A 20,611-nucleotide genomic window follows, 5' to 3' on the forward strand; every position below is an offset into this window, starting at 1 on the left:
ACCGCCGGGCGTCTGCCAAAGATCAAACCGGCGTCATCTACAGGCGGCATCGCGCCATATTCACCACCCTGCCACGCCTGACCCGATAGTCCCATCCGCCCCATCGGATGCGGTTCGATGTCGCCGCCATCAGTTGCACCGCCAGATGCGCCCATGTCACCGCGAACGGCGCGACGATATCCCAGCTTAGCGATCGCCCTGCGCGTTCGGCCTGCTCCGACTCCAGCACCGAAGCAACGATCCGCCGCCGCACCAGCGCCCGGCTCCACGCCGCGCCATAGCCGATCGCGATGCCGCCCCAGCCACCCCAGCCCAGCGCCCAGAGCCACGCCCCCGCCTGCACCGCCACCACAACCGTCGCCAGCGCCCACATGCCGACACTGTTGGTGACGATGTGCCGATATTGGCGGACACCGAAGCCCAACAGATCGCCCGTCGATCCTGCCAGCGGGCTGGCGACCAGCAGGTCGCGCACGGGACGCAGACGCAGCTTCGCCCGCCATCCGGCCAGGCCGATCGTCATATCGTCGGACAATCGACCCGCCAGCGCCTCGTCCAGGTCCAGCCGCTCCGCCACGTCGCGGGTCAGCGCCATCGCGCCACCCCAGGGCATCGTCGCGCTGGCGGACCGCGGAAGCGTCGCCAACTGCATCTCCACCGCGCCGACCAGCGCCGCCATAACGCCCGGCCCCGGCAGCAACAGCCGATAGCCTGTCGCTATATCCGCTTTCCCGCGCACCAGCGGGAAGAGCAGGCGTCCAACCAGTCGTACGGGCGGCTCAATGTCCGCGTCGATGAACAGCAGATAGCGATCGTCCGGCCGCAAGGCGCGCAGTGCAGCGCGCAGCTTATGCACCTTCTGCCCTTCATCCTGCGCCACGCCCGCCGCGACGCGTTGCACCCAGTCCCCCTCTCCCCCCGCCAGCGCATCCGCCGCCGGGCAGGCCCCCGATGTCGCGATCAGCAGGCGAAAGGGCACGCTTTGGGCCTTCAATCGGGCGATCAGGGCCGCGCCGCCATCCCAATCATCGCGAACGCTCAGGATCACGACCACGCCATCGGGCGCTTCCTGTCTGCGATCGGCCGGCAGGTTGCGCCAATAGTTGACGACACCCAGCACGGTCAGCGCCTGCAACCCGAACCAGACCCAAAGCATCATCACAAGCGCGCGCACCCTCTTTACCGTCTCGGCCGCTGCTGTATGACGCTTGGCCGATGCTCTCCAACCCCTTTCTCTTCTTCCTGATGCGCGTCCTTCCCGCGCCGGTCGCATCCTGGACCGGCGGCGTGCTGTCGGCCCATGTCGCGCGACGGAACATGAAACTGCGCGACGCCCGCGCGCGCGCCAATCTCGCCCTGCTGCGCCCCGACCTGCCGGAGGCGGAACGGGAAGCCCTATTGACCCGACGCTGGATCAATATCGGCCGCACCATGGGCGAACTTGCCAATATCGACCGGCTGGTGAACGACGCCCATGTGACGGTGATCGATCAGCCGGGCTATAAGGCCGTGCTGGACGGCCCGGGTCCGATGGTCGCCTTCACCTGCCATCTGGGCAATTGGGATCTGCTGGCCGCCTATATCAAATGGTCGACCGACCGGCCCGGCCTTGGCGTCTATGAAGATCCCGACGATCCCAAGATCGCCGCGCAACTCAAGAAAGCGCGATCCAGCTATATGGGCGAAGCGATCGGCGGCGGCGGCGCGGCGCGCGGCGTGCTCAAGCATCTGACGCAAAAGGATCGGGCGACGCTCTATATCCTGGCGGACGAACGGCGCGAGCGACAGGTGTGGTTCCCGACCTTCGGGCGCACGATCGAGCCGTCGGGCAACCTGTCCATCGCCCTGCGCCTGGCGCGCAAGGTCGGGGCGAAGTTCCTGCCCTTCTACCTCCTGCGCACCAGCGGCCCGCATTTCGAACTGCACTGGCATCCTCCGCTCGATCCCGCGACGATGCGTGACGAAGAGATCGTCGCCGTCCTCGACCGCTTCCTCGGGGACGCCTGCATCGCCCATGCCGACCAATGGCTGGGCCTGCATGACATGGACCTGACCGATCCCGTGTCCGGCCGGGTGTGACTTGGCCCATCGAACGGTCTAAAGGCTCGGCCATGTCACGACTCGGTATCAAGATTTGCGGTCTGTCGACCCCCGATACGATCGGCGCCGCCATCATGGGCGGCGCGACCCATCTGGGCCTCAACCATTTCCCCAAAAGTCCCCGCTATGTCGAAGTGGGCAAACTGAAAGCGCTGGCCGCGCTGGTGCCATCCCATGTCGAGCGGGTTGCGATCCTGGTCGATCCGGCGGACGAGATGCTGAGCGAACTTGTCGCGACCGGTGCGCTCACCGCCTTGCAATTGCATGGCAAGGAAACGCCCGAACGCGTCGCCACCGTACGTGCGCGGTTCAAACTGCCCGTCTGGAAAGCGATATCGGTCAAGACCCGCGCCGATATCGATGCGGCCAATGCCTATGCCGGGGCCGCCGACTTCCTTCTGTTCGACGCCAAGACGCCCGACGGCGCGGCGCTGCCCGGCGGCATGGGCCTGCGGTTCGATTGGACGTTGCTGCAAGGCGTGTCGATCGCCGCGCCCTGGGGTCTGTCTGGCGGGCTGGGCGTCGATAATGTGGCCGAGGCGATCCGCGTCACCGGCGCGCCACTGGTCGATGTTTCGTCAGGTGTGGAGGACGCGCCCGGCATCAAGAGTGTGGACAAGATCATGGCCTTCTGCAAAGCGGTTCAGCCATGTTGACGCAGACGTTCCAGCCCCGTCCCATGCGCATCGGACAACGATGGCGCTGATCGCTTCTCCCCTTGTCGAAGCGAACGCCCCACTTTGTCCTGGAAAGACCGACATCATGACCGATACCCCTACCTTGCCCAACAGCCTGCGCAGCCAGCCCGACGCCAACGGCCATTTCGGCGCGTTCGGTGGCCGCTACGTCGCCGAAACGCTGATGCCGCTGATCCTGGAACTGGAGCGGGTCTATAAGGAAGCGAAGGCCGATCCCGCCTTCGACGCCGAATTTGCCGAATTGCTGCGCAGCTATGTCGGCCGCCCCAATCCGCTTTATTATGCGGAGCGGCTGACCGAAGCGCTGCGCGCCAAGGCGCAGCCGGGCAAGGGTGCCAAAATCTACCTGAAGCGCGAAGAATTGAACCATACCGGCGCGCACAAGATCAACAATTGCATCGGCCAGGCGCTGCTCGCCCGCCGCATGGGCAAGAAGAAGGTCATCGCCGAAACCGGGGCGGGCCAGCATGGCGTCGCCACCGCGACCGTCGCCGCCCTGTTCGGCATGGAATGCAAGATCTTCATGGGCGCGAAGGATGTCGAGCGGCAGAAGCCCAACGTCTTCCGCATGAAGCTGTTGGGTGCCGAGGTCATCCCTGTCCATTCCGGGTCTTCCACGCTCAAGGATTCGATGAATGACGCGCTGCGTTATTGGGTGTCGAACGTGCATGACACCTTCTACATCATTGGCACGGCGGCCGGGCCGCACCCCTATCCCGAACTGGTGCGCGATTTCCAGTCGATCATCGGCAAGGAAACCCGCGCGCAGATGCTGGAAGCGGAGGGTCGCCTGCCCGACCTGCTGATCGCGCCGGTCGGTGGCGGGTCCAACGCCATCGGCATGTTCCACCCCTTCCTGGACGACCCAGAGGTCGCGATGATCGGCGTCGAGGCGGCGGGCGAAGGCCTGGACAGGAAGCATGCCGCATCGCTGGCAGGGGGCGCATCGGGCATCCTCCACGGCAACCGTACCTATCTGCTCCAGGACGAGGATGGTCAGATCACCGAAGCGCACAGCATTTCCGCTGGCCTCGACTATCCCGGGATCGGGCCGGAACATAGCTGGCTGCACGAAATCGGCCGGGTCCAATATATGCCGATCAAGGATGACGAGGCGCTGACCAGCTTCCAGACGCTCAGCAAGCTGGAGGGTATCATCCCGGCGCTGGAATCCGCCCATGCGGTCGCGGCCGCCGAGCAGGTCGCGCCGACGCTGGACGCGGACAAGATCATCGTCGTCAACCTGTCCGGCCGGGGAGACAAGGATATCTTCACCGTCGCCGACGCGCTGGGAGTGGAGATGTGAGTATGGATCGCCTTTCCACTCGCTTCGCCGCCTGCAAGGCGCAGGGCCGCGCCGCGCTCATCACCTTCGTGACTGCGGGTGATCCCGATGTCGCCGCGACGCCCGCTATCCTCGACGCGCTGGTCGCGGGCGGCGCGGACATCATCGAATTGGGCATGCCCTTTACCGATCCGATGGCCGATGGTCCGGCGATCGAACTGGCGAACCTGCGCAGCCTGGGTTCGGGCACGAAGACGAAGGACATCTTCGCGCTCGCCGCCGACTTCCGGGCGCGCCACCCTGACACGCCGCTGGTGCTGATGGGTTATGCCAACCCGATGCTGATCCGCGGCGGCGACTGGTTCGCCGCGCAGTGCAAGGCGTCCGGTGTCGACGGCGTGATCTGCGTCGATATTCCGCCGGAGGAAGATGCCGAGGTCGGTCCGGCCCTGCGCGCGGTCGGCGTGCATCTCGTTCGCCTCGCCACCCCGACCACCGATGCGGGGCGCCTGTCTGCGGTACTGAACGGGGCCAGCGGTTTCCTCTACTATGTTTCGGTCGCAGGCGTCACCGGCAAGCAACAGGCGGCCCAGACGTCGATCGACATGGCGGTCGAGAAACTCAAGGCCGCCACCGACCTGCCGGTCGCCGTGGGCTTTGGCGTGCGTGGCCCCGAACAGGCCGCAGCCATCGGCCGGATCGCCGACGGCGTGGTCGTCGGCTCCGCCATCGTCGATATCATCGGGTCGCATGGCGACGCCTCCGCCCCCTTCGTCCAGGATTTCGTCGCCACCCTGCGCGACGCCCTTTCTATTCGGGAGACCGCCGCATGAGCTGGATCAACCGCGTTCGTAACGCCCTGCCCTTCACCAAGAAGGAAACCACCGCCGAAACGCTGTGGCACAAATGCCCGTCCTGCACGGAGATGATCTTCATCAAGGAGTGGGAGGAAAACCTCTCCGTCTGCCCACGCTGCGACCATCATGGTCGGATCGGCCCGTCCGAACGGTTCGAACAGATACTCGACGCCGGGTTCATCCTGCTGCCCACGCCGCAGGTGCAGGAAGACCCGCTCAAATTCCGCGACAGCAAACGCTATCCCGACCGGATCAAGGCCGCCCGCGCCGCGACCGGCGACCAGGATGCGCTGATCAACGCGCGCGGCGCGATCGACGATGTGCCGCTGGTCATGGGCGTGCAGAATTTCGCCTTCATGGGCGGGTCCATGGGCATGGTTGTGGGCGCGGCCTTCATCCAGGGCGTCAATGATGCGATCGCCCACAAATGCCCCTATGTCATCTTCACCGCTGCTGGCGGCGCGCGCATGCAGGAAGGCATATTGTCGCTGATGCAGATGCCGCGCGCGACCGTCGCGATCCAGAAGCTGCATGCGGCCGGCCTGCCCTATATCGTCGTGCTGACCGATCCGACCACGGGCGGCGTGACGGCCAGCTACGCCATGTTGGGCGATATCCAGATTTCCGAGCCGAACGCCCTGATCGGTTTCGCCGGACAGCGCGTGATCGAAAGCACGATCCGCGAAAAGCTGCCCGAAGGGTTCCAGCGCGCCGAATATCTGCTGGATCATGGCATGATCGACATGGTGGTCCATCGCAACGCATTGCGCGATACGCTGGCGCGGGTGATCGGCTATCTGACGCCGCGCGCGGCGGACTGACCCAGATATAGTCGCGCGGCAGGGGGAGAAAGCGCGCCATGGCCGACCACGCCGTTTCGGATGATCCGCAAGTCCAGGCGCAACTCGACCGGCTCTGGTCGTTGTCGCCCGGCGCGGACATATTGGGGCTGGAGCGCATCACCAGCCTGCTGGAGCGGCTGGGCGATCCGCATCGCGCCCTGCCCCCGGTCTTTCACGTGGCGGGAACCAATGGCAAGGGATCGACCTGCGCCTTCCTGCGTGCGGCTATGGAGGCGGACGGCAAGAGCGTGCATGTCTTCACCTCGCCCCATCTGGTGCGCTTCAACGAGCGCATCCGGATCGCGGGACAATTGGTGTCCGACACGCAACTCGCCCGCTATCTGGAACGGGTGCTGGACATTGCGGAGGGCGTGAACGCCAGCTTCTTCGAAGTGACGACGGCCGCCGCTTTCCTTGCCTTTGCCGAGCATGAAGCCGATGCCTGCATCATCGAGGTTGGTTTGGGCGGGCGGTTGGATGCAACCAATGTGATCGCCAATCCGGCGGTGTGCGGCATCGCGCAACTCGGCATCGATCATCAGGCCTTCCTGGGCGACACGTTGGCGCAGATCGCGGCGGAAAAGGCGGGCATCGCCAAGGCGGGTGCGGCGCTGGTGACGCAGCGTTACGCCGAATCGCTCTTCCCCGTCATCATGGACGCCGTTGCGCGCGCACCGACGCGCTGGATCGGCCAGGGCGACGCGTGGGACGCGGCGGTCTATCGCGACCGGCTGCATTATCGCGACGATCTGGGCCGGCTGGAAACTCCGCTACCGCGACTGGCCGGGGCGCATCAGGTGCAGAATGCCGCGCTAGCCTTTGCCATGTTGCGGCATCAGGACGCCGTGCCCTTGTCCGAAGCGGCGCTGAAAGCCGCGCCGCTATGGGCGCACTGGCCCGCCCGCCTGCAACGGCTGGACCATGGTCCGCTGCTGGCGCCCTTGCCGCACGACACCACGGCCTGGCTCGACGGCGGGCATAATGCAGGGGCTGGCGAAGCGATCGGCGCCTATTTTTCAGCCGACCGGCTGGAAGGGCATAGGCTCCAGCTGGTCATCGGCATGCTGGCGAACAAGGAAGTGGACGCCTTCCTCGCCCCCTTCGCGGGCAAGATCGCCCATATCCATGCGCTGCCGGTGCCAGGCCACGAGCATCATCCCGCCGAGCGTTTCGCCGCCATAGCGGCAAAATGGGGCATCGGCTGCACCGCCCATGACGACGTCAACGGCGCGATCGCGGCCATAGCGGCACGATGCGCCGCGATCGACGACACCGCGCCCAAGCTGCTGATCGGCGGCTCGCTCTATCTGGCAGGCGAAATTTTGCGACTGAACGATCAATTACCGGACTGATTTAACTTGCGACTGACTCGCAATAGCGTACCATGGCGCCTCGAACCACCGCAGAAGGCGCGAATCTATGGCATATGGAGAGACCTCCCCCCTCGACCTGCCCCGGCCCATTCCGGGCGGATATGGCAACCGCCTGTTCCTGTTCGTCATGCGCCGCATGGCGACGGCAGGGGTGAACGACGCTCATGCCGCCAATGCGATGCTGGGCGCGTTCGGGCGCAGCTATCGCCGCCCGCTGGTGCTGATGCGCGCGATGATGCTGGAACTGGCGCGCGCGTCGAGCCGCAAGATACTGGTTGCCCCCTGCTGCTGCGCGCGCATGACCGCCGACGAGGCGCTGATGATGCAGGCGACCGGCGAGGCGCTGCGCGATCCCAATGCCGCCTATGATCAGGTGAGCGAACTGCTGGGCAACGATCATGCGCTGGGCGCGCTCACCTGTTTGCAGGCGGTGGCGCAGGCGCATAGCGACCTGGGCCGTCCGCTGGACCTCTACGCGGGGGGCTGATCGCCGGGGTCGGTTGCGGCCGACCCCACGCTGGCGTCGATCAGGCCCGCGCGCATCATCAGCCAGAAGAGCAGGATGCCCGGCACCGCCAATGCGGTCGTGAGCAGGTAGAAATCGACATAGCCGAACCGTTCGATCAGGCTACCCGCTGTCGTGCCGGTCAGGAAGCGCCCGACGATGCTGGCGGCGGCCGAGATCAGCGCATATTGGGCGGCGGTAAAGCGCAGGTCGCACAGGGCGGAAAAGTAAGCGACAACCGTGACGCCGCCGATGCCGCTGGCGAAATTCTCAAACCCGATCGCGCCTGCCATGCCCCAATTACTCTTTCCCAAGGCAGCGAGTGCGGCGAAGCTGAAATTGGACACGCCCATCAGGACGAGACTGAGCAGCACGGATCGCTTCATGCCCATGCGGGCGTAGAGGATGCCGCCAACAAAGATGCCGACCAGATAGGCCCAGAAGCCCATGCCGACATCATAGATGACGATTTCGTCATTCGTGTACCCCATGTCATCGAACAGCAGGCGGAAAGTCAGGTTCGCCAGCGTGTCGCCGATCTTGTGCAGCAGGATGAACAAAAGGACGAGAAAGGCGCCCTTGCGCCGGAAGAACTCGACCAGCGGCCCGGTGATCGACGCCATCACCTCCCCCACACCACGCCGCACGATGGGATCGCGATGCCGTTCCGGTTCGCCGAGGATGAGGCCGGTGAGCATCGCCGGGAGCGCAAAGACCGCGCAGGCGAGATAGGCGCCCTGCCAGCCGATCCGGGCCGCCAGGATGAGCGCCAGGGAACCGGCCGCCACCGATCCGATACGCCAGCCATATTGGGACATGCCCGATCCGACGCCCAGTTGTTCGGGCTTCAATGTTTCGATGCGATAGGCATCGATCACGATATCATAGGTCGCCCCGGCCGCGCCGACGAGGATGGCGGCATAGGCCGTCTGCAATAGGCTGGATGTCGGATCGACCAGCGCCAGATTGGCGACCGCCGCCATGACGAGAATGCCCGCCAGCAGCAGCCAGGATACGCGCTGCCCCAGACGTCCGATGATCGGCAGGCGGACGCCGTCCACGACCCAGGCCCAGAGCCATTTGAGATTATAGACGAGGAAAGCCAGAGTGAATGCGGTCACGGCCTTCTTGTCGATGCCGTCCTGCGCGAGCCGCGTCGTCAGCGTCGCGCCGATCATCGCATAGGGAAAGCCGGACGAAACCCCCAGGAAGAAGGCGGCAAGAGGCCCTTTTTGTCCATAAGGCTTCATGGCGTCCAGCCATTTGCGGCTGCCCTGAATGGCATCGGTCATAAGTGCGCGCGTCCCCCGGGTGGCGTCGAATAGCGCGCCACCATATGGCCAGATGGGCGCGGCGCAAGTCTGCTATGGGGCAATCAGCCTTCTGGCACGAACAGGCTGAGGCCGGGCGGCGATTTGGGTCGGCGGGCGCCGCGCAGCACGGCGTCCACCACGCCGATCGCGGCGACCAGATCGCGCGGGGCATAGGGTTTGGCGAGGCATCCCACTGCCAATGTCCGCGCTTCGACAGGGCAGTGGCCGGTTACGAACAGGACTGGCAACCCGCACGAGGCAGCGTGGCGGGCGACGTCGATTCCGGTCTTGTCGCCATGCAGCGCGACATCAGCGATCACCAGGTCTACGCCGCCATAGTCCATGACGCGCACCGCATGGGCGTGATCGTCGACCGTGGCGGCGATGCGATAGCCGGCCTGGACCAGGGCATGTTCATTGTCGAAGGCGACAAGCGGCTCATCCTCCACCACCAGCACGGTGCGGATCGCCTTGCGGCGCGTGGTACGCGCGTCTGCCTCTTTCACCAGCCCGAAAAACATTTGCCGATCCGCCCTGATTCCGCCATGCACCCGATGAAACGCCGCGCCCCCGCACCGGGTTGCCCGATGGACGATCAGTCCACCTCGCCCAAGCGCCGGAGCGGCACATTTCAGCCTGTTGCTGGCTTTTATCTCATATGGGAATAGCCGGTGCCCACGAAAAGGAACGGACCGTTGGAACCGCCGAAAAAATCAGGACCGCCCCGCCGGGCAGGACCAGGCGGTCCAAAACGCCCCGGTGGCCCGGGAAAGCGTCCGGGCGCGCCTGCTGGACGGGGCGTGTCGCCGCGATCTGGGGACGGCGACGGCAAACCCCGGTTCGACAAGGGCGAGCCGGGCAGAACGAGCCGCGCGCGGGACGATCGAGGCAGGACCGAGGGCAGTGCACCGGGTGCGCGCCCGGCCCGCGGCGCGGGGTCGCGGGATGCCACAGCCAAACCACATAATCCCCGCAGCGCAGGCGAACGCACCGACCGCGTCCGCGCCGAGCGTCCCAAAAGCGAGCGCGCCGGTAGCGATGGCTTTCGCCCGAACGGCGCACGGCCGGAGCGGAGCCGGACCGTCCGCCCGCGTGATAACGAGGCCAAAATCTATCCGCCGCGTCGGCCGCGCGGGAAAGGGCCGACCCCGACCACCAATCCGCATCCGGCGCACGCCACGGCGAGCGACGGCAAGGGCGAGCCGCAACGCATCGCCAAGCTGCTGGCGCGCGCAGGCGTGGCGTCCCGCCGCGAGATCGAGCGGATGATCGAGGATGGCCGCATCGCCAAGGATGGCGTGGTGATCGATACGCCGGCCACGCTGCTGACGTCGCTCCATGGCGTGACGGTGGATGACGTCGCTGTGGCAGCACCCGCGCCCACGCGCCTGTTCCTGTTTCACAAGCCCGCCGGCTTCCTGACGACCGAGCGCGATCCGGCCGGGCGACCGACCATCTACGACCGGCTGCCCGCGGACCTGCCGCGCGTCATGCCGATCGGGCGGCTGGACATGAATACCGAAGGGCTGCTGCTGCTGACCACCGATGGCGAGTTCAAGCGCGCGATGGAATTGCCCGCGACCGGCGTGCCGCGCACCTATCGCGCCCGCGCCTTTGGCGAGGTGAGCCAGCAGCAACTGGAGGATCTGTTCGACGGACTGGAGATCGATGGCATCCGCTATGGCGCGATCGAGGCGAATCTGGAACGGCGCACCGGGCGCAACCAGTGGATCGAGATGACGCTGACCGAAGGCAAGAACCGCGAAGTGCGGCGGGTGCTCGAACATCTGGACCTGAAGGTCAACCGGCTGATCCGGACCAGCTATGGACCTTTCCTTCTGGGCGAACTGCCGGTCGGCGCGGTCGAGGAGGTGCGCGAGCATGACCTGGCCTATTTCCGGAAGAGCTTGAAGGACGCAGGAAAGAACAAGGACGCATGAGGATCATTTCTGGCCAATGGCGCGGGCGGCCGCTGACCGCACCCAAGGGCGACGCGACGCGACCGACCGGCGACCGGACCCGCGAGACGCTGTTTTCCATGTTGGTGAGCCGGATCGGATCGTTCGAGGGGTTGAGCGTGGCCGACTTCTTCGCCGGGTCAGGGGCGCTGGGGTTCGAGGCGCTGTCCCGGGGCGCGGCGTCCTGCCTGTTCGTGGAGCAGGACAAGGCGGCGCTGGACGCGATCCGCGCCAATGGCGATCGGCTGGGCATCCGGCCGGACGTGCGCGCGTCCAGCGTCCTGTCGCTGGGGTCCGCGCCCAAGCCGCTGGACCTCATCTTCATGGACCCGCCCTATGGAACAGGCGCGGGACAAGTGGCGCTCGACAAGCTGGGGCGGCTGGGTTGGACCGGTAGCGCGACCTGGATCAGCATCGAGACAGACCGACGCGAGGATGTGGCGGTAAAGGGTTTTGCCGTCGACGCGGTGCGGGATGTCGGCAAGGCGCGGATCACGCTGCTGCGGGCGGAAGACCAGGCATTCTCGGCCGGACAATGAGACAGCGAAGTAGACAGTTGTAAGGCGTTTTTGCGTATCGCGTTTGATTTTATATATATTTTTCAAATACTTAGATATTTTCTAGAGTGGCGCTGTATCGCATTTCTGCGTAAAATGATGCGCAGACATGCCCGGCGGCCGACGCTAAGCGCCGCGCCGCCGGGCATGTAGGATATTCAGCGCTTGCGCTTTTTCGGCGCTTCGCTGCGATTGATGCAGCTATCCTGCACCGTGCGCGTGCAGATGGGGTAATCCTTCGCTTCGGTCGGCGGAGGCGTCATGTTGCCACCCATGGTGACGGGATTGGCGGACGATCCCATAGGCGCGGCCGGATCCTTGGGCACGCCTGCGGGGGCGGGTGCCATGCCCGGATCGGCCGGCACCGCGCCGGTCGGCTGTCCGGCATTGGGGTCGGTTTCCGGTGCGGCGGGGGCGGCCGGGGGCACGGGCGCAGCAGGCGGCGTCGCCGCCGGATCAGCGGGCGGGGCTGGCTCCGTGGGCGGGGTCATGGCGCCACCGGGCGGCTGGCTGCCGGGCGCGGGCATATCCTGCGCCACGGCCATGCCGCTGATGGTGGTGAAGCTGAGCAATGCAGCGCCTGCAAGCATGATGGATTTCATGGGACATCCTTTCCACTGTTCTTCGACCGTTCGGTCGCCCATTTCTCAGATGGGCGCGGGAAAAACCGGACTGATGACGCCCCCGTTCCGTCACGAAGACGAGGCGTGGCGATAGCGCGGCCAGCCGAGTGCTGGCTAGCGCCTATGGCCCCTCGGGATAGCGGGCGAATGTGGGGAGTGCATGCGTATCGGCGATCCATGGCAGCGCATCGTCCATCTGAATCTGCGCCTGCGGCGGGAAGGCGGCAGGATCGTCCAACGTGGCAGTCTGGATGTCGATCATGCCGGGGAAACTGACCGAGTTGGTGTAGAAAAGACCCGTTCCGCACGTGCCGCAAAAATGGCGCGTGGCGTTTTGCGACGACTGGTAGCGCGCCGCCTCCCCCACTATCGTCACCGCATCCTCCGGAAAAAGCGCCCAGCCGACCATTGGCGCGCCCGCGCTGGCGCGGCAGTCCTTGCAATGGCAGACGGCGCTATAGGCCGGATCGCCGGTCGTTTCGTAACGGATTGCACCACATTGGCATCGGCCTGTCGCCATCACCCTTGCTCCCTTGCATGATTCGCCTTTTGTTCTCATAGAAGGGCCATCGCTGCAAGAGGGTGCGCCCCTTGCCCCCGAACCACCCCATGCCTAGTTGTCCAGCCATGACCATATCCGTGCCCACCCCCAACGACCCGCCCTATCTCGACGGCCTGAACCCGCCCCAGCGGGAGGCGGTGTTGACGACCGAGGGGCCGGTGCTGGTGTTGGCGGGCGCAGGAACGGGCAAGACGGCGGCGCTGACCGCGCGGCTGGCGCATCTGATCGCGACGCGCCGGGCCTGGCCGTCGGAAATCCTGGCGGTCACCTTCACCAACAAGGCGGCGCGGGAAATGCGCGCGCGCGTCGGGCGGATGATCGGCGACGCGGTGGAGGGCATGCCCTGGCTCGGCACGTTCCATGCGATCGCCGCCAAGATGCTGCGCCGCCATGCCGAACTGGTCGGGCTGCAATCCAATTTCACCATCCTCGACACCGACGACCAGTTGCGACTGCTCAAGCAACTGGTGCAGGCGGAGGGCGTGGACGAGAAGCGCTGGCCGGTGCGCCAGCTGGCGGGCCTGATCGACCAGTGGAAGAATAAGGGATGGACGCCCGACGATGTCGGTGCGGGTGAGGCCGAGGGCTATGCCCATGGCAAGGGGCAGACGCTCTATGCCGCCTATCAGGCGCGTTTGCGGGAAGTGAATGGCTGCGATTTCGGGGACTTGCTGCTACATGTTCTGACGATATTGAAGAAGCATCGTGACGTGCTGGAGCAATATCAGCAGCGGTTCCGCTATATTATGGTGGACGAATATCAGGACACCAATAGCAGCCAATATCTGTGGCTGCGGCTGTTGGCGCAGACACGCAAGAATATCTGCTGCGTGGGCGACGACGACCAGTCCATCTATTCATGGCGCGGCGCAGAGGTCGCCAATATCCTGCGGTTCGAAAAGGATTTTCCTGGCGCTAGGATCATCAAGCTGGAGCAGAATTACCGATCCACGCCGCATATATTGGGGGCGGCGTCGGGGGTCATTGCCGAAAATGGCAATCGGCTGGGCAAGACGTTGTGGACCGACATAGACGTGGGCGACAAGGTGCAGGTCGTCGGAGTTTGGGATGGACCGGAAGAGGCGCGACGGATCGGCGACGATATCGAGGCCGTCCAGCGCAATGGCGGGTCGATCGATGAAGTCGCGATCCTGGTCCGCGCCCAGCACCAGACCCGCGAGTTCGAGGACCGCTTCATCCAGATCGGCCTGCCCTATCGGATCGTGGGCGGCTTTCGCTTCTACGAGCGCGCGGAAATCCGCGATGCACTGGCTTATCTGCGGCTGGTCAACCAACCGGCCGACGACCTGGCGTTCGAGCGGATCGTCAATGTGCCCAAGCGGGGTCTGGGCGACAAGGCGGTGGAGAAGCTGCATCGGCTGGCCCGGGCGGAAGGCATACCGCTGGCGATGGCGGCGGCGCGCATATTGGACACCGACGAACTGACGCCGCAGGCGCGGCGATCGCTGGGTAATTTCATCGGCGATCTGGCGCGCTGGCGCGATCGGGCGACGCAATTGCCCCATGCCGAACTGGCGCGGCAGATATTGGACGAAAGCGGCTATACCGCGACGTTGCAGGCGGAACGCACGACCGAAAGCGCCGGGCGGCTGGAGAACCTGTCCGAACTGGCGCGCGCGATGGAGGAATATGAGACGCTGGGCGCGTTCCTGGAGCATGTCAGCCTTGTCATGGACAATGAGGCGCAGGCGGAAACCGCCAAGGTGACGATCATGACCATCCACGCGGCCAAGGGGCTGGAGTTCGACACCGTGTTTCTGGCGGGCTGGGAGGAAGGCATCTTCCCGTCGCAACGCGCGCTGGACGAAGGCGGCCTCAACAGTCTGGAGGAAGAGCGGCGGCTGGCCTATGTCGCGATCACGCGGGCGCGCAAGCGGTGCACCATCGTGCATGCCGCCAATCGCCGCATCTATGGACAGTGGACCAGCAGCATCCCGTCGCGCTTCGTCGGCGAATTGCCGCCCGAGCATGTCGAATCGGAAAGCAGCATGAGCGGCGGCGCGTCGCTATGGCGGGCCAACTGGTCGGAGCGCGACGATCCCTTCGCCGATGTCGCGCGTGGCACGGGCCGTGGGCCGGGCTGGCAGCGGGCGCAGTCCACCGGCCAGTTCAACCGCGAACCGGTGCGGATCGTGGAAGCGCGGGCGTCGGCCGTGTCGCTGGGCAATAAGGGGCGCAGCGACATGCACGTCGGCCTGCGCGTGTTCCACCAGAAATTCGGCTATGGCGCGGTGGCGGAGATCGAGGGCAACAAGCTGGAAATCGATTTCGAGACGGCCGGGCGCAAGCGGGTGATGGACAGCTTCGTTCAGCCGGCCTGATGGTGTTGCGATGCTGCATTCAACCCGGCGATCGACGCCGGGTGCGCGAGAATGCGGGCGGAGAGAAGCGCGCCGATATCGTGTGCGTAGCTTTCGATCAGGGCGATCGTTTCGGCGTTGTCGATCAGGCGGGGCGCAGGATCAATGGCGCAAAGCGTGCCATAAAAGCTGCCGTCCGCGAGTATCACCGGGAAAGACACGTAGCTTTTGAAGCCATAGAAGATCGGAACCGGGTGCTTTTGCCACCCGATGTCGGCGTCGACATGATCGATGACCACATAGTCGCCGGTCTGGCGGATTTCGTTGCAGATCGTCATCTGCACCTCAAGCTCCGCGCCGGGCTCGAGGCCGAAGGCGATCTTGTCCAGCACCTGGCAGGCGATCCAGCGATCCTCCGTCACGCGCGCGACCGCCGCGAAACCCATCTGGGTAACGGCGCATAGCTGGGCCAGAATGGCGCGGATCGCGTCGTCATCGCCCTCATCAGCGGCCTGGGCGGCCAATTCGTCCTTCATGCCGTTCTCATGGCAGGAAATGATGGTTTTGGCGAGTCCGCAGCGTGGGCCGTGAATAGAGAGCGAAGCGTAGGTTGGACATGGGGTGATGTCGGCGCGCTGGGCGGGCGCTTGTTGCAGATGTCCCGGATATCGGGGCTGTGCCACCCTCGCTATCGCTCGGGGAATTTCGCCGGAAGCCGTCCCCCGGACGGCTTCCGGCGAAATTGGTGGAGCCTAGCGGGATCGAACCGCTGACCTCCTGCATGCCATGCAGGCGCTCTCCCAGCTGAGCTAAGGCCCCATCGTTTACGGGCTGGCCGCGTCCCAATGGATCGGGCCATGTCCGGCTATGCCGTCGGCCATATGTCATGTCCGCTGCGTACATTCAGGGCGCATCATGAGAGGTCATTTCCAGCCTCCCGACACCCCTTCGCTTACGCTTGGGAGTTTTGCCGAAAGCCGTCCCCCGGACAGCTTTTTGATCGGCAAAACTGGTGGAGCCTAGCGGGATCGAACCGCTGACCTCCTGCATGCCATGCAGGCGCTCTCCCAGCTGAGCTAAGGCCCCGTCACCATTGAAGCGCCGCTTGGGTCCGGCGCTTCGGAGGTCGCTGCCATTAGGTGGCAGCGATCTCCTTGGCAAGCATAAATTTCACTTAGTTGTCGTCGTTGTCGTCGTCGCTCGCGGCTTCCACGCCGAGGTCGTCGTCGCCACCCAGATCGACGTCGTTATCCGGCGAATCGCCGTCGTCGTCGACGTCGATGTCCAGATCGTCATCAGCGGTTTCCAGCTCGCCATCGGCGGTCTCGATCACCTTCTTGGGCGCTGCTTCCTCATAGGGGAGCGGCTGCTTCGACTTCAAAACCGGCTCGGGTTCCCAGGCGCTGCCGCAGTTGATGCAGGTTACCGGATCGTCCTTGCCCAGATCGTAGAAACGAGTCGCGCATTTCGGGCAGGTCCGCTTCGTGCCCCATTCAGCCTTCACCATGTCCGGCCTGTTCCTTTATTCGATGCTCAAAACGTAAAATAACACGGCGCAACGCTTGTTGCCCGCGAAACGTGGCGCGCCTTGCCATAGCGGGATCGCGCTGTCAAAAGCCGGGCGCATTTTTTCGATTTCATGACAACGGATAGCCCGTGACACAGCATAGCGATCAGCCTGCCCCGATGACCTTCACCGCCGCACCGCCCCTGTCGGGCAGCGTGACCGTGCCGGGCGACAAGAGCATTTCCCATCGATCGCTGATGCTGTCGGCGCTGGCGATCGGGCAAAGCCGGGTCGAAGGGCTGCTGGAGGGCGAGGATGTGCTGGCCACCGCCACCGCGATGCGGGCGATGGGCGCGCAGATCGAGCGCGATGCCGATGGCGTGTGGCATATCCATGGCGTGGGCGTGGGCGGACTGCTCCAGCCTGAGACGGCGCTGGACATGGGTAATAGCGGCACGTCGACGCGGCTGTTGATGGGGCTGCTCGCCAGCCATGACCTGACCGCGACCTTCGTGGGCGACGCATCCTTGAGCAAGCGGCCGATGGCGCGCGTGACCGAGCCGCTGTCGCGCATGGGGGCCAGCTTCACCAGCAGCCCCGGTGACCGCCTGCCGCTGACGATGAAGGGCGCCTGCCCCGCCGTGCCGCTCGACTACCGCCTGCCCGTCGCGTCGGCGCAGGTGAAGTCCGCGATCCTGCTGGCGGGCCTCAACACGCCCGGCATTACCCGCGTGGTCGAGCCGATCCCGACCCGCGACCATAGCGAACGCATGTTGAAAGGATTCGGCGCGGACCTGACCGTCAAGGTCGAAGCGGACGGCACGCGGATCATCACGCTGGTCGGCGAGGCGGAATTGCAGCCGCAGCATATCGTCGTACCGGGCGACCCTTCCTCTGCCGCCTTTCCCATGGTCGCGGCCTTGCTGGTGCCCGGATCGCGCGTGACGATCGCCAATGTGGGGCTGAACGCCACGCGCGCGGGCCTGATCGACCTGTTGCGTGAAATGGGCGGATCGATCGAGGTCGTGAACGCCCGCGAAGTCGGCGGCGAGCCGGTCGGCGATCTGGTCGTCACCGCCTCCGCGCTCCAAGGGGTGGAGCCCGACCCGGCGCGCGCGCCGAGCATGATAGACGAATATCCGGTCGCCTTCATCGCGGCTGCTTTCGCGCAGGGACGCAGCGTGTTTCGGGGGCTGGAGGAATTACGCGTCAAGGAGTTGGACCGCATCGCCACCATGGTCGAAGGATTGCGGGCGATCGGCGTTGCCGTGGAGGAACTGGAGGACGGCATCGTCATCGAGGGGACGGGCGGCGCGCCGCTGGCCGGTGGCGGGCCGATCGCAACCCGGCTGGACCATCGTATCGCGATGAGCTTCGCGGTGGCGGGGCTGGTGTCGAAGGGCGGCGTCACCATCGACGACATGCGCCCGGTGGCGACCAGCTTCCCGACCTTCGTGCCGCTGCTCCGGTCGCTGGGGGCGATCGCATGATCATCGCGGTCGACGGCCCTGCCGCATCGGGCAAGGGCACCATCGCCAAGGCGCTGGGCCGCCATTATGGCCTGCCCGTACTCGACACCGGGCTGCTGTATCGCGCGGTCGGGCTGTCGGTGCTGAAGGCCGGTGGCGACCCGGATGTGGAGGCCGACGCGCTGGCCGCTGCCGGGTTCGCGGATGCCATCCTGGCCGATCCGGCGCTGCGCAGCGAGGCGGTCGGCAGCCTGGCGTCGCGCGTGTCGGTGCATCAGAGCGTGCGCGACGCGCTGGTCGCGCGACAGCGGGACTTCGCCACGCAACCGGGCGGCGCGATCCTGGACGGGCGCGACATCGGCACGGTAATCGCGCCGGACGCCGACGCCAAGATTTTCGTGACGGCCAGCGTCCATGTCCGCGCCGAGCGCCGGTTCAAGGATGCGCTGAGCCATGGCGGCCATCCCGACATGGACAGCCTAATAGCCGACATCCAGGCGCGCGACACGCGCGACATGAGCCGCGACCATGCCCCCCTTAAGCAGGCCGACGGCGCGGACTTGCTAGACACCAGCGATTTGACTATAGACGCGGCCGTCCAGCGGGCTGTTGCGCTTGTGGACGCCCAGCTTGAAGGTCGCTGCATAAGCTGACCCGTCAAGGCGCCCGGTTGTTCCGCGCGCCCTTTTCGCTTTTCAAAGCCGCGCGTTCCCTTGTTCTCTAACGCGCGGGATACGTTCAGGATATTCGGTCCTGAACGTGCTTTGGCCAAAGACCATCGGACACAACCGGTTGGCCAGCAATGATGAGTGAAGGACTAACCATGGCCTCTACGGCATTCCCCACGCGCGACGATTTCGCCGCGCTTCTCAATGATTCTCTCGGTGGTGAGGACGGCGGCTTTGAAGGCCGCGTCGTCAAGGGCACCGTTACCGCCATCGAAAACGACCTGGCCGTCATCGACGTAGGTCTGAAGTCCGAAGGCCGCGTGCCGCTGCGCGAATTCGCCGCTCCCGGCCAGAAGGCTGACCTGAAGGTCGGCGACGAAGTCGAAGTCTATGTCGACCGCGTCGAAAACGCCCATGGCGAAGCCATGCTGTCGCGTGACCGCGCCCGTCGCGAAGCCGCCTGGGACAAGCTGGAAGCCGAGTTCACCGAAAGCGCCCGCGTCGAAGGCGTCATCTTCGGTCGCGTCAAGGGTGGCTTCACCGTCGACCTGGACGGCGCCGTGGCGTTCCTGCCCGGCAGCCAAGTCGATATCCGCCCCGTGCGCGATGTCACCCCGCTGATGGACATTCCGCAGCCCTTCCAGATCCTGAAGATGGATCGTCGTCGCGGCAACATCGTCGTGTCGCGTCGCGCCATTCTGGAAGAAACCCGCGCCGAACAGCGCTCGGGTCTCATCCAGACGCTGGCCGAAGGCCAGATCATCGAAGGCGTCGTCAAGAACATCACCGACTATGGTGCGTTCGTCGACCTGGGCGGCATCGATGGCCTGCTGCACGTCACCGACCTGTCGTACAAGCGCATCAACCACCCCAACGAAATGATCAACATCGGCGACACGGTTCGCGTGCAGATCATCCGCATCAACCGCGACACGCAGCGCATCTCGCTCGGCATGAAGCAGCTGGAAAGCGATCCGTGGGAAGGCGCCGCCGCCAAATATCCGATCGGCGCCAAGCTGTCGGGCCGCGTCACCAACATCACCGAATATGGTGCGTTCGTGGAACTGGAAGCGGGCATCGAAGGTCTGGTCCATGTCAGCGAAATGTCCTGGACCAAGAAGAACGTCCACCCCGGCAAGATCGTGTCGACCAGCCAGGAAGTCGAAGTCCTGGTGCTGGAAGTCGATCCCGAAAAGCGCCGCATCAGCCTTGGCCTCAAGCAGGCCCAGTCGAACCCCTGGGACAGCTTTGCCGAACGTCACCCGATCGGTTCGACCGTCGAAGGCGAAGTCAAGAATGCGACCGAGTTCGGCCTGTTCATCGGCCTGGACGGCGACGTCGACGGCATGGTCCACATGTCCGACATCGCATGGGGCATTTCGGGCGAAGACGCGCTGGCGCTGCATCGCAAGGGTGAGGCCGTTCAGGCCGTCGTTCTCGACATCGACGTCGAGAAGGAGCGCATCAGCCTGGGCATGAAGCAGCTTGAGCGTGGCGGCCCGGCCGCTGGCGGCACCGCCGCAGCATCGGCTGGCCTCAACAAGAACGCGATCGTCACCGTGACCGTCCTTGAAGTCCGCGACGGCGGCCTGGAAGTCCAGGCTGGCGAAGACGGCGCGGCCGGCTTCATCAAGCGCAGCGACCTGGGTCGCGACCGCGACGAGCAGCGTTCGGAACGCTTCCAGATCGGCCAGAAGTTCGACGCGATGGTGACCGGTTTCGACCGCGCCAAGAAGCCGACCTTCTCGGTCAAGGCGATGCAGATCGCCGAAGAGAAGCAGGCCGTGGCGCAATACGGTTCGTCCGACAGCGGCGCGTCGCTGGGCGACATCCTGGGCGAAGCGCTCAAGGCGAAGACCGAAGGCTGAGCCTTCCTCAGCTTCGAATGCATAGGAAACCCGCCGGACCGATGTCCGGCGGGTTTTTCTTGGGCTCCGATATGCCCGTCCTTTTGTAAACGTAACGATATTGAT

20 protein-coding genes and 2 tRNA genes are annotated in these 20,611 nt (G+C 65.2%); 13 read left to right on the forward strand and 9 right to left on the reverse strand.

Annotated features, from left to right (window positions below; all coding sequences use genetic code 11):
* Positions 1-37: 37 nt before the first annotated feature.
* Positions 38-1,156, reverse strand: a complete 1,119-nt coding sequence (locus tag U5A82_RS13810; RefSeq protein ID WP_326292936.1) for a glycosyltransferase family protein — start codon at positions 1,154-1,156, stop codon at positions 38-40.
* 59 nt (positions 1,157-1,215) lie between these two features.
* Here U5A82_RS13810 and U5A82_RS13815 point away from each other — a divergent pair, with 59 nt between their 5' ends.
* From U5A82_RS13815 to U5A82_RS13845, 7 genes are all read left to right on the forward strand, one after another.
* Positions 1,216-2,079, forward strand: a complete 864-nt coding sequence (locus tag U5A82_RS13815; protein WP_326291427.1) for a lysophospholipid acyltransferase family protein — start codon at positions 1,216-1,218, stop codon at positions 2,077-2,079.
* 32 nt (positions 2,080-2,111) lie between these two features.
* Complete coding sequence (locus U5A82_RS13820) at positions 2,112-2,756, forward strand: phosphoribosylanthranilate isomerase (protein ID WP_326291428.1); 645 nt, start codon at positions 2,112-2,114, stop codon at positions 2,754-2,756.
* Positions 2,757-2,862: 106 nt separating this feature from the next.
* Positions 2,863-4,104, forward strand: a complete 1,242-nt coding sequence (trpB, locus tag U5A82_RS13825; protein WP_326291429.1) for a tryptophan synthase subunit beta — start codon at positions 2,863-2,865, stop codon at positions 4,102-4,104.
* A 2-nt stretch (positions 4,105-4,106) separates the two neighbouring features.
* Positions 4,107-4,916 carry a tryptophan synthase subunit alpha gene (gene trpA / locus U5A82_RS13830; protein WP_326291430.1) on the forward strand — a complete coding sequence of 270 codons (810 nt, stop codon included), beginning with the start codon at positions 4,107-4,109 and terminating at the stop codon, positions 4,914-4,916.
* Entirely contained in the window at positions 4,913-5,761 is an 849-nt protein-coding gene (gene accD, locus U5A82_RS13835) for an acetyl-CoA carboxylase, carboxyltransferase subunit beta (protein WP_326291431.1), read from the forward strand. Before trpA ends, accD begins: the two co-directional genes overlap by 4 nt.
* A gap of 38 nt (positions 5,762-5,799) precedes the next feature.
* Complete coding sequence (locus U5A82_RS13840) at positions 5,800-7,134, forward strand: bifunctional folylpolyglutamate synthase/dihydrofolate synthase (RefSeq protein WP_326291432.1); 1,335 nt, start codon at positions 5,800-5,802, stop codon at positions 7,132-7,134.
* 67 nt (positions 7,135-7,201) lie between these two features.
* Positions 7,202-7,642 (forward strand): DUF6628 family protein, encoded by a 441-nt coding sequence (locus tag U5A82_RS13845; RefSeq protein WP_326291433.1) that lies wholly within the window; start codon positions 7,202-7,204, stop codon positions 7,640-7,642.
* Here the strand turns inward: U5A82_RS13845 and U5A82_RS13850 are convergent.
* Together U5A82_RS13850 and U5A82_RS13855 are read right to left on the reverse strand one after the other, a co-directional pair.
* Positions 7,627-8,952, reverse strand: coding sequence for an AmpG family muropeptide MFS transporter (locus U5A82_RS13850; RefSeq protein ID WP_326291434.1), 1,326 nt, complete (start codon positions 8,950-8,952; stop codon positions 7,627-7,629). The two genes, U5A82_RS13845 and U5A82_RS13850, sit on opposite strands and share 16 nt — an antisense overlap.
* Before the next feature lie 83 nt (positions 8,953-9,035).
* Positions 9,036-9,494: a response regulator gene (locus tag U5A82_RS13855; RefSeq protein ID WP_326291435.1), complete on the reverse strand. Its 459-nt coding sequence runs from the start codon at positions 9,492-9,494 to the stop codon at positions 9,036-9,038.
* A 174-nt stretch (positions 9,495-9,668) separates the two neighbouring features.
* On the opposite strand from U5A82_RS13855, the gene U5A82_RS13860 reads away from it, so the two are divergent.
* Complete coding sequence (locus U5A82_RS13860) at positions 9,669-10,913, forward strand: pseudouridine synthase (protein WP_442802170.1); 1,245 nt, start codon at positions 9,669-9,671, stop codon at positions 10,911-10,913.
* Positions 10,910-11,470, forward strand: coding sequence for a 16S rRNA (guanine(966)-N(2))-methyltransferase RsmD (gene rsmD, locus U5A82_RS13865; protein WP_326291437.1), 561 nt, complete (start codon positions 10,910-10,912; stop codon positions 11,468-11,470). Before U5A82_RS13860 ends, rsmD begins: the two co-directional genes overlap by 4 nt.
* 176 nt (positions 11,471-11,646) lie before the next feature.
* Here rsmD and U5A82_RS13870 read toward each other — a convergent pair whose 3' ends face one another.
* Positions 11,647-12,090 (reverse strand): Fe-S oxidoreductase, encoded by a 444-nt coding sequence (locus U5A82_RS13870; RefSeq protein ID WP_326291438.1) that lies wholly within the window; start codon positions 12,088-12,090, stop codon positions 11,647-11,649.
* A gap of 142 nt (positions 12,091-12,232) precedes the next feature.
* Complete coding sequence (locus U5A82_RS13875; protein ID WP_326291439.1) at positions 12,233-12,631, reverse strand: GFA family protein; 399 nt, start codon at positions 12,629-12,631, stop codon at positions 12,233-12,235.
* A gap of 107 nt (positions 12,632-12,738) precedes the next feature.
* On the opposite strand from U5A82_RS13875, the gene U5A82_RS13880 reads away from it, so the two are divergent.
* Entirely contained in the window at positions 12,739-15,015 is a 2,277-nt protein-coding gene (locus U5A82_RS13880) for an ATP-dependent helicase (RefSeq protein WP_326291440.1), read from the forward strand.
* Here the strand turns inward: U5A82_RS13880 and U5A82_RS13885 are convergent.
* The 4 genes from U5A82_RS13885 to U5A82_RS13900 form a co-directional block, all read right to left on the reverse strand.
* Positions 15,003-15,518 carry a GAF domain-containing protein gene (locus U5A82_RS13885; RefSeq protein WP_326291441.1) on the reverse strand — a complete coding sequence of 172 codons (516 nt, stop codon included), beginning with the start codon at positions 15,516-15,518 and terminating at the stop codon, positions 15,003-15,005. The two genes, U5A82_RS13880 and U5A82_RS13885, sit on opposite strands and share 13 nt — an antisense overlap.
* Positions 15,519-15,737: 219 nt before the next feature.
* Positions 15,738-15,813: transfer RNA gene (locus tag U5A82_RS13890), tRNA-Ala, on the reverse strand.
* Positions 15,814-16,004: 191 nt separating this feature from the next.
* Positions 16,005-16,080 (reverse strand) — tRNA-Ala (locus tag U5A82_RS13895).
* An 88-nt stretch (positions 16,081-16,168) separates the two neighbouring features.
* Positions 16,169-16,501, reverse strand: coding sequence for a TIGR02300 family protein (locus tag U5A82_RS13900; protein WP_326291442.1), 333 nt, complete (start codon positions 16,499-16,501; stop codon positions 16,169-16,171).
* 149 nt (positions 16,502-16,650) lie between these two features.
* Between U5A82_RS13900 and aroA the strand changes: the two genes are divergently transcribed.
* The 3 genes from aroA (at position 16,651) to rpsA (ending at position 20,506) form a co-directional block, all read left to right on the forward strand.
* A complete protein-coding gene (gene aroA, locus U5A82_RS13905; protein WP_442802171.1) occupies positions 16,651-17,991 on the forward strand; it encodes a 3-phosphoshikimate 1-carboxyvinyltransferase in 1,341 nt (446 codons plus the stop codon).
* A complete protein-coding gene (gene cmk, locus U5A82_RS13910) occupies positions 17,988-18,623 on the forward strand; it encodes a (d)CMP kinase (RefSeq protein ID WP_326291443.1) in 636 nt (211 codons plus the stop codon). The genes aroA and cmk overlap by 4 nt, the downstream gene beginning before the upstream one ends.
* A 170-nt stretch (positions 18,624-18,793) precedes the next feature.
* The gene (rpsA, locus tag U5A82_RS13915; RefSeq protein ID WP_326291444.1) at positions 18,794-20,506 is read left to right on the forward strand and encodes a 30S ribosomal protein S1; all 1,713 of its coding nucleotides are present in this window, start codon (positions 18,794-18,796) and stop codon (positions 20,504-20,506) included.
* Positions 20,507-20,611: the final 105 nt, after the last annotated feature.

This window comes from Sphingobium sp. CR2-8 (assembly GCF_035818615.1).
GTDB lineage: Bacteria > Pseudomonadota > Alphaproteobacteria > Sphingomonadales > Sphingomonadaceae > Sphingobium.